Genomic DNA, 14096 nt, shown 5'->3' with positions numbered 1-14096 from the left:
GACGTGTGGGACGTGATCGTGGTCGGAGCGGGGCCTGCGGGGGCGGCGGCCGCGTTGGGGGTGCTGGCGGCGGACCCGGGGTTGTCGGTGCTGCTGCTGGACAGGCACGACTTCCCACGGGACAAGGCGTGTGGTGACGGGATCGCCCCGCACGTACTCGACCTGCTGGCCGGGGTCGGCGTGACCGGGATCCTCGACGACTGGACGCCGGTACGCCGGTTCGTGCTGAGCCGTGGCGCCGTCGGCGTCGACCGTGAGCTGTCCCGGCCGACGTGGGTGGTGCCGCGGACCGTGTTCGACCATCGGCTGGTGGAGGCGGCGCGGGCGGCCGGGGCGCAGTTCGTCCGGCGGCGCGTCCGCGGCGTCGCGGTCGGGCGTACGTCGGTCACGGTGGACGACCTCGACGCGCGCTTCGTCGTCGGCGCCGACGGTGCGCACTCCGTCGTACGGCGGGAACTCGGCGAGAAGCCCGGAGCGGTCGCGCTGGCGATCCGCGGGTACGCGCCGACCCCGGCGGACCGGGCGGCGAGCCAGGTGATCGCGTACGGCCCGGGCCGGCAACCGTCGTACGCCTGGTCATTCGACCGTGGCGACGGCTGGTCGAACGTCGGGTACGGCGAACTCCTGGCCGGCACCCGCCCGACCCGCGCCGACCTGCTGCGGAACCTGGAGCACCTCCTGCCCGGCGCGACCGACGGCGGCGAGTCGTGGTGGGGGCACCACCTGCCGCTGGCCGGCTGGTCCTGGCGGCCGCGCCGTGGCCCGGTGCTGCTCGCGGGCGATGCGGCCGGGCTGATCAACCCGATGACCGGCGAAGGCATCTACTACGCGGTCGCGACCGGGCTGCTGGCCGGCCGCTCGATCGCGGACGCGCTCCGGGCGGGTTCGTCGGACGCCGGTACGCCGTACCGCCGCCGCACGTCGCGCCTGCTCGCGCGGCACCTGCGCGACACCGCACTGATCGCCCAGCTCAGCCGGTCGGACCGCATCCTCGACGCCGGGATCCGCGCGGCGAACGGCGACCAGCACATCTTCGACGACCTGGTCGAGCTAGGCCTCGCGGACGGCGGCCTCACTCGCCGGTTGCTCCGCACCATCCTGCCCTGAGTTCTTCGCGGCGTACTCCAGCACGTCTGTCACTCGCTCCACAGGCCAGCCCAGCGCGGCGGCGAGCTCGGAGGGGTCCAGCGACGGCTGCGCGACCGCGAGTACAGACAGGCAGTCCTGGAAGCCGGCCCCGCCGGACATGTCCTCGCTGAGCCGGTCGAAAAAGTCGGCCATGTGCGACAGCCGTTGTCCTGCGGGCGTGTCCGCGCCGAGCAGCTCGATCCCTTCGGCGGCAGTCTCGGCCCAGTTGTGGTTGGTGCGCGCGCTCACCTCCCACGCCTTGAGCCATACGTCGTCGGCGATCACATAGTGCTGCAGGCGCCGCACCGGGTCGGGTTCGCGGTGCACCATGCCGACCTGTTCGAGGTATCCGATCGCCTTCGAGATCGACGCCGGGCTGACCCGCAGCTCCCGCACGAGCTCAGCCGCGGTCAGTGTGCGCATGTCCGACGTGTACAGCAACGCCAACACCCGCGACGCCATCCGCGGCAACCCGCCCTCCACCATCATCGAAGCGAACCGCTCGACGTACGCCCGCCGAGGATCACCTGTTTGTACGTCGGCAACAGCAGACGTCGTACGACGACGGCGCGCCCGGGACGCGCTGGCGTAATGCGCGTGCTCGGCCCGGTAGCCGCCCGCCCCACCGTTCCGCGCCACCTCGCGACTGATCGTCGACGTCGGCCGCTCCAGCCGCCGCGCGATCTCGGCGTACCCGAGCCCACCCGCCAGCCCGTCCGCGATCTCCCGCCGATCCTGCTGACTCAACCTCCCACCAGGCATGCTCAAACCTCCGCGCATTCACCATCAGCTCATTGCAACGAATTGCATTCCACCTCATCCTCATTGCACAGAATGCCATACCTGTCACAAAAATCCGACCTGAGCAGCACCCAACAAGATTGCCAATTGAGTAAACGCAACCTACCTTCAGCGCCATGGTGATGACAGTTGACGGCCTCCGGATGCGGTACGGCGACACCGACGTCCTGCACGATGTCTCGTTCGAGGCCCGCCCCGGCGAGGTACTCGCGCTGCTCGGCCCGAACGGTGCCGGCAAGAGCACCACGATCGAGATCCTCGAGGGTTTCCGGCTCCGCTCCGCCGGCACCGTTGACGTCCTCGGCGCCGACCCGGCCACCGCCGGCGAACGCTGGCGCTCCCGGATCGGCATCGTGCTGCAGTCCTGGCGCGACCACGGCAACTGGCGCGTCCGCGAACTCCTCGAGCACCTCGGCTCGTACTACGCGCCGTACCGCGACCCGTGGCCGACCGATGAACTGCTAGCGGCCGTCGGCCTGACCGCGCACGGGAACCAGAAGATCAAGACCCTCTCCGGCGGCCAGCGCCGCCGCCTCGACGTCGCGATCGGAATCGTTGGCCGCCCCGACGTTCTGTTCCTGGACGAGCCGACCACCGGCTTCGACCCGGAGGCCCGCTCGGAGTTCCACGAGCTCGTCCGCGGGCTCGGCGCCGAGCAGGGTACGACGGTCCTGCTCACCACCCACGACCTCGACGAGGCGAGCAAACTCGCGCACCGGATCCTGGTCCTCGCCGCCGGCCGCATCATCGCGTCCGGCAGCGTCGACGAGCTGACCCAACTGATCGCGGGCGAGGACGAGGTCGGGTGGACGGTCGACGGGCAGCGGTTCCGCAAGTCCACGGCCGACGGGACCGCCTTCGTCCGCGAGTTGTTCGCGACGTACGGCGATGCGCTCGGCGAGCTCGAAGTACGCCGGGCATCCCTCGAAGACACCTACCTCGCACTCGTCCGGGAGCAACAATGAGAACCGGCTGGCGCCGCGGCCTGATCGAGCTGCGGCAGTCCTTCACCAACGGCCCGGAGCTGGTCAGCCACTTCCTCTGGCCGGTCCTGATGCTGGTCGCGCTGTTCTTCCTGCGGCACCGCGACTTCGGCGCGACCGGGTTCCGGCTCGGGGCGCTCGCGTTGCCGAGCATCCTCGGGATGAACGCCGCGATGGGCATGGTCAGCATGAGCCAACTGCTCACGGCGGACCGCGAGGACGGCACGCTGCTGCGCGCCAAGGCCATACCAAACGGTATGGTCTCCTACCTCGTCGGCAAGGTCGTCTCGGTCGCCGGCGGTCTGGTCGCGGATCTGCTGATCCTGCTGGTTCCGGGGCTGTTCCTGGTCGGTGGGATCGCGGTCGGGGCCGCGCACTGGTTCACCTTCGGGTGGGTGCTGGTGTTCGGTCTGGTGGCGACGTTGCCGATCGGCGCGATCCTCGGCTCGGTGTTCACCACGGCGCGGTCGCAGGGTCTGATCCAGTTGCCGATGCTCGGGCTGATCGCGATCTCCGGGATCTTCTACCCGATCACCGCGCTGCCCGGCTGGCTCGCGTGGATCGGCCAGCTGACCCCGGTGTACTGGATGGGGCTGGGGATGCGGTCGGCGCTGCTGCCGCCCGAGGCGGTCGTGGTCGAGGTCGGCCACTCGTGGCGGCACCTCGAGACGGTCGGTGTGCTCGGCCTCTGGGCGGTCGCGGGCCTGCTGCTGGCTCCCGTCGTACTGCGGCGGATGGCGCGCCGCGAGTCCGGCTCGAAGGTCGCCGAACGGCGGGAGCGTGCCCTTCGCCGGGTCGCATGATGGAGCCATGGACGAGATGCAGGCATGGGCGGTCGCGCGACCGGGGCCGATCGACAGCGGTCCGCTCCAGCGGGTACGGCGTACCGTCCCGGAGCCTGGCCCTGGAGAGTTGCTGATCAAGGTCGAGGCCTGTGGCATCTGCCGGACGGACCTGCACCTGGCGGAGGGCGACCTTCCGCCGAAACGCCCAGCTGTGGTCCCGGGCCACCAGGTGGTCGGCACAGCTCTCGATACGGGGGAGCGGATCGGGATCGCCTGGTTGCGCGGGACGTGCGGCGTCTGCGAGTTCTGCCGGAGCGGTTCCGAGAACCTCTGCCCGCGGTCGACGTACACCGGCTGGGACGCCGACGGTGGATTCGCCGAGTACGCCGTGGTGCCGCGGGAGTACGCGTACGCGCTGCCGGACGACCGGCCCGCCGCGGAGCTCGCGCCGTTCCTGTGTGCCGGGATCATCGGCTACCGCTCCCTGCTCCGGGCGAACCTGCCGCCCGGCGGCCGGCTCGGGATCTACGGGTTCGGGTCCAGCGCGCACCTGACCGCGCAGCTCGCCACGGCCCAGGGCGCCGAGTTGTTCGTGATGACGCGCGGCGAAGGCAATCGTGCGCTCGCCCGCGACCTCGGCGCGGTGTTCGTGGGGGAGACCGCGGACCGCCCACCGGTACCGCTCGACTCGGCGATCGTGTTCGCGCCGGCGGGCGACGTGGTGCCGTACGCGCTCGAAGCGGTCCGGCCGGGTGGGACGGTCGCGGTCGCCGGCATCTACCTGTCCGACGTACCGGCGCTGAACTACGAGCGGCACCTGTTCCACGAGCGCGACCTGCGGAGCGTCACCTCGAACACCCGCCGGGACGGCGAGGAGCTGTTCCGGCTGATCGCGCGGCTCCCGGTGACGGCGCACACCACGACGGTCCCGTTCGACGCTGTCGATCGGGCGCTCGCGGACGTCGCCCACGGACGCGCGAGCGGCTCTTTGGTCGCAGTACTGAATCGTTGAACCGGTCGGCGCCACGGTGCGTTAGAACTGGGTGAAGATTCCACGAACGGGTCCCGGGGAACTTCAGCGCCGGCTGCTAGCTGCGTTAGATTTGATCAAATCTTACCGAGCTGCCAGGGAGTGAACGTGCGGATGTGGCATCTGACCCACCACTCGTGGTCGGTCCTCGCCGTGTCCGCGGGCAGCCGAGAGGGCGGCAGGTGCTGAGCAAGCTCCTCGGCGTGGTGGGCGCGGTCCTGCTGATCGTCGGGGTGGTGCTCGCCGTCCGCCCGGTCCATGCGGGCGGCGACGCCTGCGGCTCGGTCTTCCAGCCCAACGAGGGCATCACGCCGATGCAGTGCGACGCCCGGCTGAGCAGCCGCGGCACCCTCGCCGCCGGCTTCGGCGCCGGCGGCCTGGCCCTCGGCATCACCACCTTCACCCTGACCGCGATCCGCGACCGCCGCGCCCGCGCCCTGTCCTGACCGGTTTGACCTTGACGTAGTGTCAAGGCGCAAGGTGGGTGCATGTTCACCATCGGGGACTTCGCCGCCTTCGGTCAGGTGTCCGCGCGGACCCTGCGGCACTACGACGCGCTCGGGCTGCTGCGCCCGGCCAAGGTCGACGAGACCACCGGCTACCGCTTCTACACGGCCGAGCAGTTCAGCCGGCTGAACCGGATCGTCGCGCTCAAGGACCTCGGCTTCAGCCTGCAGCAGATCGGCGAGATCGTCGACGCGAAGCTGTCCGCCGAGGAGCTGCGCGGCATGCTGCGGTTGCGGCAGGCGCAGCTCGAGGACGAGCTGGCCCGGAGTACGAACCGGCTGGCCAGTGTCGAGGCGAGGCTCCGGCTCATCGAGAAGGAAGGTCACATGCCCACCGACGACGTGGTTCTGAAACGCATCGCCCCGATCCGGGTCGCGGAGCTGTCCGCGATCGCGCCGAGCTACGACGGCGAGGACGTCGGCCCGGTTGTCCAGCCGCTGTTCGGCCAGCTGTTCGAGCGGCTGTACGCGGCCGGCGTCGACCCCGCCGGTTCGCCGATCGCGTACTACGAGGACCTCGAGGACGAGACGGTCCGCGTCCACGCCGCCGTACCGGTGACTGCCGATCCGGCCGACGTGGACGTCCTCGAACTACCCGAGCTGGCGCAGGCCGCGACCATCGTGCACCAGGGCGACATGATGGCGGCCGACCGCAGCATGCAGACGCTGGCCCGGTGGATCCAGGACAACGGCTACCGCAGCCACGGGTACGCGCGTGAGGTCACGCTCCAGTTCGACCCGGACAACCCGGCGAACTGGGTGCACGAGTTCCAGATCCAGGTCACAGCTCCAGGCTGATCGTCGCGAACGAGTGCGGCGGCAGCGTCACCCGCAGCCCGCGCGGCTCCGGTTCCACCGCGAGCGGCACCGGAGCCACCACGTCCGGAGCGGCGGCCGTGTTGTGGGTCTGCGGGGTCGATGCCGTCAGCAACCGTCCGGCCGGATCCACCGGATCCGCACCGCGCAGATCGAGTACGACGTCCAGCGCCGCCTCCGGATCGAGGTTGCTCAGCGACACCAGCGCCCGGCCGTCCTTCACCGACGCGGACGCCGACACCAGCTGCAGCGCCGTACCGTCGAGATCGTGGGTGCGACCCTCGACCACGTGCACCGGCAGCGCGGCCGCGTCGTGGTGGCCCTTGTTCATCTCGAAGACGTGGTACGTCGGGGTCCGCACGAGAGTACCTTCGGCGTCGGTGAGCAGCATCGCCTGCAGCACGTTCACGGTCTGGGCGATGTTCGCCATCACGAGCCGCTCCGCGTGCCGGTGGAACACGTCGAAGTGCAGACTCGCCACCAGCGCGTCGCGCATCGCGTTCTGCTGGTACAGGAACCCGGGGTTCGTCCCTGGCTCGACGTCCCACCAGGTGCCCCACTCGTCCAGCACCAGGCCGATCTTGCGCTCCGGGTCGTACGCGTCCATCAGGGCCGAGTGCGCCTTGATCACCCGCTCGATGCCCTGCGCCTTCTGGATCGTCCGGTAGTAGTCATCGAGGCCGAAGTCGGTCGCGCTGCCCTTCTGGTCCCACGTCCCGGCGACCGTGTAGTAGTGGAACGAGATCGCCTGGAAGATGTTCTTCGGGTCGCGCCCGCAGCCCAGGCAGCTGACCGCCTTCAGCAGCGCCTCGGTCCAGGCGAGGTCGTCGTCCGCCGCGCCGGCCGCGATCCGGTATAGCTTGTTGTCGCCGTGGTCCTTCAGGAACGTCGCGTACCGCCGGGCGAGGTCGGCGTACGCCTCGGCGCGCAGGTTCCCGCCGCAGCCCCACGCCTCGTTGCCGATGCCCCAGAACGGCACCTGCCACGGCTCGTCCCGTCCGTTCGCCTTCCGCAGCCGCACCATCGGGCTGTCGCCCTCGCGGGTCAGGTACTCGACCCACTCGCTCATCTCCCGCACGGTGCCGCTGCCGACGTTCCCGTTCACGTACGGCGCGGCGCCGAGCAGCTCGCACAACGCCATGAACTCGTGGGTGCCGAAGTGGTTGTTCTCCTCGACGTTGCCCCAGTGCGTGTTCACCATCGACGGCCGGTCCGCCTTCGGCCCGATGCCGTCCTTCCAGTGGTACTCGTCCGCGAAACACCCGCCCGGCCAGCGCAGGTTCGGGATGTCCAGCGCCCGCAGCGCCTCCACCACGTCGAGCCGGAGACCGCCGGCGTTCGGGATGTCGGAGTCCTCGCCAACGTAGAACCCGCCGTAGATGCACCGCCCGAGATGCTCGGCGAAGTGCCCGTACAGGTGCCGGCTGATGGTCGCCCCGGGGACGTCGAGGTCGACGACGACGCGTGCTTCAGGCATATAGCCCTCCGTTGTCCTTATGGTGGTCCGCATGGGGAAGCCGTCCGGTGTGGTGACGATGGCCGATGTGGCGCGGTTTGCCGGGGTCTCGACGATGACGGTGTCGAACGTGATCAACGGCCGGCCGCGGGTCGGTCCGGAGACCCGTGAGCGGGTGCTCGCGGCGATCGGCGAGCTCGGGTACCAGGTCAACCTGGCGGCCCGGCACCTCCGCGCCGGGCGCACCGGCGTGGTCGGCCTCGCCGTACCGGAGCTGGAACGCCCGTACTTCGCCCAGCTCGCCGGCCGGCTGGCGGACCGCTTCGAGGCGCACGACCTGCGGATCGTGACCGAGCGCACCGGCGCGAGCCGGGAAGGGGAGATGGAGGCGGTCGCGTTCTCCCGGCTCCGGATGTACGACGGGTTGATCCTCAGCGTGGTCGACATCGACCCGGCCGAACTCGGCCAGCTCCGTACCGACGCGCCGGTGGTGATGATCGGCGAACGTGCGCTGCCGTCCCGGTTCGACCACGTGATGATGGACAACGTCGACGGCGCCCGCCAGGCCGTGGCGCACCTGCTCGCGCGCGGGGCGCGGCGGATCGCGATGATCGGGGGCGACCCGGGAGGTACCGCGACCATGCCCGCGCTGCGCGCCGAGGGGTACACGCTCGCGCACGCCGAGGCCGGCGTACCGGTCGATCCGGAGCTGAACACCCGCTGCTCGTTCGGCCTGCGGGACGGGTACGACGCGATCCGGGGGCTGCGCGATCGTGGGATCGGCTTCGACGCCGTGTTCGGGCTGACCGACGTGGTCGCGATGGGGGCGTTGCGGGCGCTCGCCGACGCCGGGCTGCGGGTCCCGGACGACGTCCAGGTGATCGGCTTCGACGACATCGACGAGTCGGCGTACCTGGTCCCGGCGCTGTCCACGGTCAATCCGGGGCACGAGGCGATGGCGGACGCGATCACCTCGCTGCTGACCGCCCAGCTCGCCGGTGCCGGGGGCGCCGAGCCGCAGGAAGTCGTCGTACCGGCGCGGCTCGTCCTCCGCGGCACCACGAGCTGAGTTCGGCACGGAGTAGGTATATCGATAAACAACCGGATCGGGCAAGGTCTGAGGTCCGGCCCGATCCGGTCGTCATGCGTCCAGTAGCTTGGCGATCTCCGTGAGTTGCTCGTCCCGCAGCGGTCCGTGGGTCGTCGCGGTCGCGTTCTCCTCCGCCTGCGCGACCGTCCGGAACCCGGGGATCGGGATCGTCCGCGGGCTCCGCGCCCACAGCCAGGCCAGCGCGCCCTGCGCCAGCGTCCGCCCGTCGCTCTGCAGGACGTCGCGGATCGCCGACACCTTCTCCCACCACTCCGGAGTCGGTACGCCGCCTTCGCCGAAGTACCGCAGCCAGGACGGCGGGAGCGTGCGGATGTCCGCGCCGGTCGCCGGCCGGCTCGCGTCCCGGCGGCCGAGCAGACCCATGGCGAGCGGGGTCCGGTTGATGCTCGCGAGGTTCTCGCGGTCGCACAGTGCGAAGAGCTCCGGCGCGTCGTGCAGCACGCTCGCCTCGTGCTGGACCGCCGCACAGTGCTTGCCCTGGGCAAACAGTTCGGCGCTGTGCGGGGTGTCGGTGCTCCACGCGTAGGCGCGGATCAGGCCCTCGCCGACCAGCTCCTCGCAGGCTTCCCGGAGCGGGAGTGCGATCTCGTCGGTGGTGTCGAAGTGCAGTTGATAGAGGTCGAGGTAGTCGGTGCCGAGGCGGTCGAGCGAGGCCCGGACGGCTTTGGATACGTATTCAGGCGTGCTGTCCTGGTGGTGCATGATCCGCGTCGACTCGTCGAACGTGTTGCCCCACTTGGTCGCGATCACCACCTGGTCGCGGATCCCGGCCAGCGCCCGGCCCAGTACCCGCTCGCTGTGGCCGGCGCCGTACACGTCCGCGGTGTCGAAGAACGTGACGCCGAGCTCGACCGCCCGGCGGATCGCCCGGACCGACTCCGCGTCGTCGACCTCGCCCCAGCCCAGCGGTTCGACGGCCGGGTTGGCGAACGGTCCGCCGATCGCCCAGCAGCCGAATCCGAGCGGGCTGACCTCGATACCTGAACGTCCCAGCGTGCGCAGCTCCATGCCGTCCAGCCAACAGGTGCCGCGGTGCCTCCGTCCAATGAATCTTTCGGCCGTAGTTGATGCGCCCGGCGTATGTAACGAAATCGAGGGCTTTACCTACCAACCACTGTTAGGTAACCTTCCTAACAATTCTGCTCCGCGCCCCCGGAGGTATCTCATGAGATTGCGCCTGCTCGCGCTGGTGCTCCCCGTCGGTCTGGTCGCCGCCCTCGGTGCGGCCGCCGCCGACGCCCGAACCACGGCCGACGCCCTGCTCTCGCAGGGCAGACCGGTCCTCGCCTCGACCGTCGAGGACGACACCCTGACCGCCGCCAAGGCCGTCGACGGCAGTACGACGACCCGCTGGGCCAGCGTCGAAGGCGCCGACCCGCAGTGGCTGCGCGTCGACCTCGGCCAGGCGTCCTCGATCAACCGCGTCAAGCTGAACTGGGAGGCCGCGTACGCGAAGGCGTACCGGATCGAGGTCTCCGACGACGGCACCAACTTCACGACCGTCAAGGAGGTTGCCGATGGCAACGGCGCCACCGACGACCTGACCGGCCTGCAGGGCCACGGCCGGTACGTCCGGCTGGTCGGCACCCAGCGCGCCACGTCGTACGGCTACTCGCTCTGGGAGCTCGAGGTGTACGGCGTCACCGACTCCACCGGTGACACCCAGGCGCCGACGGTCCCGACCGGCCTGAAGAGTACGGCGGTCACCGCGACCTCGGTCGCGCTCAGCTGGACCGCCTCGACCGACAACGTCGGCGTCAGCCAGTACGACGTACTGCGGGACGGCAAGGTGGTCGCCTCGACGGCGGGTACGACGTACAACGACACCGGGCTGACCGCGAACACGGCGTACAAGTACACGGTCCGCGCTCGCGACCTGGCCGGGAACGCGTCCGCGGAGAGTACGGCGATCACCGTGACGACCGGCACCGGCGGGACCGGCGGGTTCGTGCTCGCGGCGGCCGGCGACATCGCGGACCGGTGCACCGCGTCGGACTCGAGCTGCGTCCACCCGAAGACCGCGAAGCTCGTCGAGGCGATGAACCCGGCCGCGGTGATCACGATGGGCGACAACCAGTACGACGACGCGCATCTGTCGGACTTCCAGAAGTACTACGCGAAGACGTGGGGGAAGTTCAAGAACATCACCCACCCGATCCCGGGCAACCACGAGACGTACGACAACACGCCGTACGAGGGGTATCACCAGTACTTCGGCTCGATCGCGACGCCGCAGGGGAAGAACTACTACAGCTGGGAGATGGGCAACTGGCACTTCATCGCGCTCGACTCCAACGACTTCGTCAAGGAGGAGGGGCTGAAGGAGCCGGCGCAGCTCACCTGGCTGAAGCAGGACCTCGCGAAGAACACCAAGGGCTGCATCGCGGCGTACTACCACCACCCGCGGTTCAGCTCCGGTGACCACGGCGACAACCCGGACGCCGATCCGCTGTGGAAGACGCTCGTGGGTGCCAAGACCGACCTGATCCTGAACGGTCACGACCACCACTACGAGCGGTTCTACCCGCAGAACGCCGACGGCAAGAAGGACGCGGCGGGCCCGGTGCAGATCATCGGCGGGATGGGCGGCGCGCCGCTGTACCCGATCAAGGCCGCGCATCCCGCGACCGCCAAGCTGATCTCCGACTTCGGGGTGCTGAAGCTGTCGATGACCGACAGCACGTTCGCCACCCAGCTGATCGGCCTGGACGGCAAGGTCCTGGACAGCAGCCCGACGTACAGCTGCCACTGATGTACCTCGCGTCCGTCGGCCCGCTCCGGACACCATTGCGCCGGGTTCCCGGGAATGTCGTTGCCTTAGGCATCGTCAGCCTGGTGACCGACGTCTCGGCCGAGATGGTGACCGCGATCCTGCCGCTGTACCTGGTCTTCGGGCTCGGGCTGAACCCGCTGCAGTTCGGCCTCCTCGACGGCCTGTACGCCGGAGCGACCGCGGTACTGCGGCTGGCCGGCGGACACGTGGCCGACCGCTGGCGACGGCTCAAAACCGTCGCCGGCGTCGGCTACGCGCTCTCCGCGATCTCCAAACTCGGCTTCCTCGCGGCCGGATCCACCGTCCCCGCCATCGGCGCCGTCCTCGCCGTCGACCGCGCCGGCAAAGGCATCCGCACCGCCCCGCGCGACGCCCTCATCTCCCTCAGCAGCGACCCCGCCACCCTCGGCCGCTCCTTCGGCGTCCACCGAGCCCTCGACACCATCGGCGCCTTCCTGGGCCCCTTGGTAGCCACCCTCGTCCTCTGGACCAGCCTCAACAACTACAACGCCGTCTTCGTCACCAGCTTCTCCCTAGCCACCTGCGCCGTCCTAATCCTCACAACCTTCGTCCGCGACCACCCCCACCCCAACCCCACCCCGCTTCAGCCGGACCGCCACCCCAACCCCACCGCGGTTCAGGCGGACCGCCGCCCTGACTCCAGCGCGGTTCAGGCGGATCGCCGCCCTGACTCCAGCGCGGTTCAGGCGGATCGCCGCCCTGACTCCAGCGCGGTTCAGGCGGATCGCCGCCCCGACTCCAGCGCGGTTCGGGCGGATCGTCGCCCTGACCCCGCCGCCGCCCAGGCGGACCACCGCCCCAACCCCACCGTGGTTCAGGCGGACCGCCGCCCTGACCCCGCCGTGGTTCAGGCGGATCGCCGCCCCGACCCCGCCGCCCAGGCGGACCGTCGCCCCGACTCCGCCGTGGTTCAGGCGGGTCGCCGCCCCGACCCCGCCGCCGCCCAGGCGGACTGCTTGCTTGACCCCACCTCGGCCGCCGGCGAACCTGAGCCAGGCTTGGTTGCCGGCCGGTGCGGCGAGGTGGGAAAAGGTTCCGTCCTCGGTCTGCTGCGGGACGTGGACTTCCGCAGGTGCTGCATCTGGGCAGCCGGGCTCGGGCTTTTCACCATCACCGACTCGTTCGTGTACCTCGCCGTACAGCGGCGGTGGGACATCGGGACGAACCTGTTCCCGCTCCTCCCGCTGGGGACTGCCGGCACCTTCCTCCTGCTGGCGATTCCGCTCGGCCGCTTGGGTGACCGGGTCGGACGCTGGAAGGTGTTCCTCGGTGGGCACCTGGCGCTCATCGTCGCGCTGCTCCTGGTATGCGGACCAGCAGGCACCTGGTGGCTCGTACTCGCCCTCCACGGCGCCTTCTATGCCGCCACGGACGGCGTACTCCCCGCCGCCGTCGGCCCCCTCCTCCCAGAAAACCTCCGCGCCAGCGGTCTCGCCGTACTGCAAACCGGCCAGGCCCTAGCCCGCATGGCGGCAGCCGTCGGCGTAGGTCTGCTCTGGACCCTCTGGGACCTCCGCCCGGCCCTCCTCGCGATCACCGTCGCGCTCCTCGCCGTCACGATCGCCGCCGCGATCTTCAAACCCCTGGAGGTACGCCGATGACCCGCCGCCTGCTCGGCACCGCGATCGGCATCCTCGCCTTGCTGGCCGGCGCGATCACGTACGTCGCCCACGCCCGCGGCGGGGGAGCCGCGGAGACGAACGCCGTACCGGTCGTCACGGGGCAACCGATGCGGCTCGACGGGCGCACGCTGTTTTTCCGCAACCTCGCCGACGGACCCGATCACGGCAAGCTGGCCGCCGTACCGCTCGCCGACCCGTCCGCAGCCCGGCGCGTCGGCGACCTGCGCTGCGACCGCTTCGCGGCGGCCCACGGTACGGCGGTCTGCCTGCGCCTGAAGCCGTCCTCGCTTCCCCCGGAGACCGACCTGATCGTCCTGGACGCGAACCTCCGCGAACTCCACCGCGACACCCTCCCCGGTACGCCGAGCCGGGCGCGGGTCTCGCCGGACGGGCGGTTCGTGAACTGGACGATGTTCGTCACCGGCGACTCGTACGCCGCCACCGGCTTCTCCACCCGCACCGGCCTGTACGAGGTGCCGACCGGCCGGCTGGTGAAGACCGTCGAGGAACTGGCGGTGTTCGTGCACGGCAAACGGTACTTCGCCTCGGACGTGAACTACTGGGGCATCACGTTCGGTGCCGACGGCAACCGTTTCTACCTGACCATGGCGAGCAAGGGGACGACGTACCTGATCGAGGCCGGCTACCGCGAGTACCGCGGCACCGCGATCGCCGAGAACGTCGAATGCCCGTCGCTGTCACCGGACGGCCGCCGGATCGCCTACAAACAAAAGGTTTCCAACGGAGTCTGGCGGCTGGCGGTCCTGGATCTCGCCACCCGGCGCATCACCCACCCGCCGGAGACCCGCTCGATCGACGACCAGCCGGTCTGGCAGGGCAACGACGCCCTCCTCTACCCGGTCCGCAACCCCGGCAACACCACCGACATCTGGTCCACCAGCCTCACTGGCGCCCCGAAGCTCCTCGTCCCCCAAGCGACCTCCCCGTCGTTCAGCTGAACCGAAGAACGGGTAATACCACCCGATATCCCACTCCGCCTGGCGGAACCCCAATCGGACGACCACTACCCGTTCCTCGGTACGCCCATCACCCGCGCGGCCAAG

At 70.1% G+C, this 14096-nt stretch carries 13 protein-coding genes; 10 read left to right on the top strand and 3 right to left on the bottom strand.

Features of this window, described 5'->3' with window-relative positions; all coding sequences use genetic code 11:
• The first annotated feature begins 3 nt into the window (after positions 1–3).
• On the top strand, positions 4–1107 hold the full coding sequence (locus tag ACFV9C_RS06850) for an NAD(P)/FAD-dependent oxidoreductase (RefSeq protein WP_380191179.1): 1104 nt from the start codon (positions 4–6) through the stop codon (positions 1105–1107).
• Here ACFV9C_RS06850 and ACFV9C_RS06845 read toward each other — a convergent pair.
• Entirely contained in the window at positions 1051–1890 is an 840-nt protein-coding gene (locus tag ACFV9C_RS06845) for a MarR family transcriptional regulator (protein ID WP_380191177.1), read from the bottom strand. The two genes, ACFV9C_RS06850 and ACFV9C_RS06845, sit on opposite strands and share 57 nt — an antisense overlap.
• A 155-nt stretch (positions 1891–2045) precedes the next feature.
• On the opposite strand from ACFV9C_RS06845, the gene ACFV9C_RS06840 reads away from it, so the two are divergent.
• The 5 genes from ACFV9C_RS06840 (at position 2046) to ACFV9C_RS06820 (ending at position 6031) form a co-directional block, all read left to right on the top strand.
• Positions 2046–2894 carry an ABC transporter ATP-binding protein gene (locus tag ACFV9C_RS06840; RefSeq protein ID WP_380191175.1) on the top strand — a complete coding sequence of 283 codons (849 nt, stop codon included), beginning with the start codon at positions 2046–2048 and terminating at the stop codon, positions 2892–2894.
• On the top strand, positions 2891–3715 hold the full coding sequence (locus tag ACFV9C_RS06835; RefSeq protein ID WP_380191173.1) for an ABC transporter permease: 825 nt from the start codon (positions 2891–2893) through the stop codon (positions 3713–3715). Before ACFV9C_RS06840 ends, ACFV9C_RS06835 begins: the two co-directional genes overlap by 4 nt.
• Positions 3716–3722: 7 nt before the next feature.
• The gene (locus ACFV9C_RS06830) at positions 3723–4709 is read left to right on the top strand and encodes a zinc-dependent alcohol dehydrogenase family protein (protein WP_380191171.1); all 987 of its coding nucleotides are present in this window, start codon (positions 3723–3725) and stop codon (positions 4707–4709) included.
• Positions 4710–4909: 200 nt separating this feature from the next.
• On the top strand, positions 4910–5173 hold the full coding sequence (locus ACFV9C_RS06825; protein WP_380191169.1) for a hypothetical protein: 264 nt from the start codon (positions 4910–4912) through the stop codon (positions 5171–5173).
• Between the two features lie 42 nt (positions 5174–5215).
• The gene (locus ACFV9C_RS06820) at positions 5216–6031 is read left to right on the top strand and encodes a MerR family transcriptional regulator (RefSeq protein ID WP_380191167.1); all 816 of its coding nucleotides are present in this window, start codon (positions 5216–5218) and stop codon (positions 6029–6031) included.
• Here ACFV9C_RS06820 and ACFV9C_RS06815 read toward each other — a convergent pair.
• Entirely contained in the window at positions 6015–7526 is a 1512-nt protein-coding gene (locus ACFV9C_RS06815) for an alpha-N-arabinofuranosidase (RefSeq protein WP_380191165.1), read from the bottom strand. The genes ACFV9C_RS06820 and ACFV9C_RS06815 overlap by 17 nt on opposite strands.
• 31 nt (positions 7527–7557) lie before the next feature.
• Here ACFV9C_RS06815 and ACFV9C_RS06810 point away from each other — a divergent pair, with 31 nt between their 5' ends.
• The gene (locus tag ACFV9C_RS06810; RefSeq protein ID WP_380191163.1) at positions 7558–8574 is read left to right on the top strand and encodes a LacI family DNA-binding transcriptional regulator; all 1017 of its coding nucleotides are present in this window, start codon (positions 7558–7560) and stop codon (positions 8572–8574) included.
• A gap of 72 nt (positions 8575–8646) precedes the next feature.
• On the opposite strand, the gene ACFV9C_RS06805 is transcribed toward ACFV9C_RS06810, so the two are convergent.
• On the bottom strand, positions 8647–9624 hold the full coding sequence (locus ACFV9C_RS06805; protein WP_380191161.1) for an aldo/keto reductase: 978 nt from the start codon (positions 9622–9624) through the stop codon (positions 8647–8649).
• Between the two features lie 157 nt (positions 9625–9781).
• On the opposite strand from ACFV9C_RS06805, the gene ACFV9C_RS06800 reads away from it, so the two are divergent.
• The 3 genes from ACFV9C_RS06800 to ACFV9C_RS06790 are packed head-to-tail and all read left to right on the top strand — an operon-like array spanning position 9782 to position 13991.
• The gene (locus tag ACFV9C_RS06800; protein ID WP_380191159.1) at positions 9782–11368 is read left to right on the top strand and encodes a discoidin domain-containing protein; all 1587 of its coding nucleotides are present in this window, start codon (positions 9782–9784) and stop codon (positions 11366–11368) included.
• Positions 11368–13011 (top strand): MFS transporter, encoded by a 1644-nt coding sequence (locus tag ACFV9C_RS06795; RefSeq protein ID WP_380191157.1) that lies wholly within the window; start codon positions 11368–11370, stop codon positions 13009–13011. The genes ACFV9C_RS06800 and ACFV9C_RS06795 overlap by 1 nt, the downstream gene beginning before the upstream one ends.
• On the top strand, positions 13008–13991 hold the full coding sequence (locus tag ACFV9C_RS06790; RefSeq protein WP_380191155.1) for a TolB family protein: 984 nt from the start codon (positions 13008–13010) through the stop codon (positions 13989–13991). Before ACFV9C_RS06795 ends, ACFV9C_RS06790 begins: the two co-directional genes overlap by 4 nt.
• Positions 13992–14096: the final 105 nt, after the last annotated feature.

The organism is Kribbella sp. NPDC059898 (assembly GCF_042730855.1).
Lineage (GTDB): Bacteria > Actinomycetota > Actinomycetes > Propionibacteriales > Kribbellaceae > Kribbella.
Note: the sequence above shows the minus strand (reverse complement) of the source record. Positions and strands in the feature narration are given on the sequence as shown.

Bases quoted from the DNA above. Each gene is read 5' to 3' on its own strand.
- ACFV9C_RS06820 (WP_380191167.1), top strand. From the start codon at position 5,216: ATGTTCACCATCGGGGACTTCGCCGCCTTCGGTCAGGTGTCCGCGCGG.
- ACFV9C_RS06815 (WP_380191165.1), bottom strand. From the start codon at position 7,526: ATGCCTGAAGCACGCGTCGTCGTCGACCTCGACGTCCCCGGGGCGACC.
- ACFV9C_RS06810 (WP_380191163.1), top strand. From the start codon at position 7,558: ATGGGGAAGCCGTCCGGTGTGGTGACGATGGCCGATGTGGCGCGGTTT.
- ACFV9C_RS06830 (WP_380191171.1), top strand. From the start codon at position 3,723: ATGGACGAGATGCAGGCATGGGCGGTCGCGCGACCGGGGCCGATCGAC.
- ACFV9C_RS06805 (WP_380191161.1), bottom strand. From the start codon at position 9,624: ATGGAGCTGCGCACGCTGGGACGTTCAGGTATCGAGGTCAGCCCGCTC.
- ACFV9C_RS06790 (WP_380191155.1), top strand. From the start codon at position 13,008: ATGACCCGCCGCCTGCTCGGCACCGCGATCGGCATCCTCGCCTTGCTG.
- ACFV9C_RS06845 (WP_380191177.1), bottom strand. From the start codon at position 1,890: ATGCCTGGTGGGAGGTTGAGTCAGCAGGATCGGCGGGAGATCGCGGAC.
- ACFV9C_RS06840 (WP_380191175.1), top strand. From the start codon at position 2,046: ATGGTGATGACAGTTGACGGCCTCCGGATGCGGTACGGCGACACCGAC.
- ACFV9C_RS06795 (WP_380191157.1), top strand. From the start codon at position 11,368: ATGTACCTCGCGTCCGTCGGCCCGCTCCGGACACCATTGCGCCGGGTT.
- ACFV9C_RS06800 (WP_380191159.1), top strand. From the start codon at position 9,782: ATGAGATTGCGCCTGCTCGCGCTGGTGCTCCCCGTCGGTCTGGTCGCC.
- ACFV9C_RS06835 (WP_380191173.1), top strand. From the start codon at position 2,891: ATGAGAACCGGCTGGCGCCGCGGCCTGATCGAGCTGCGGCAGTCCTTC.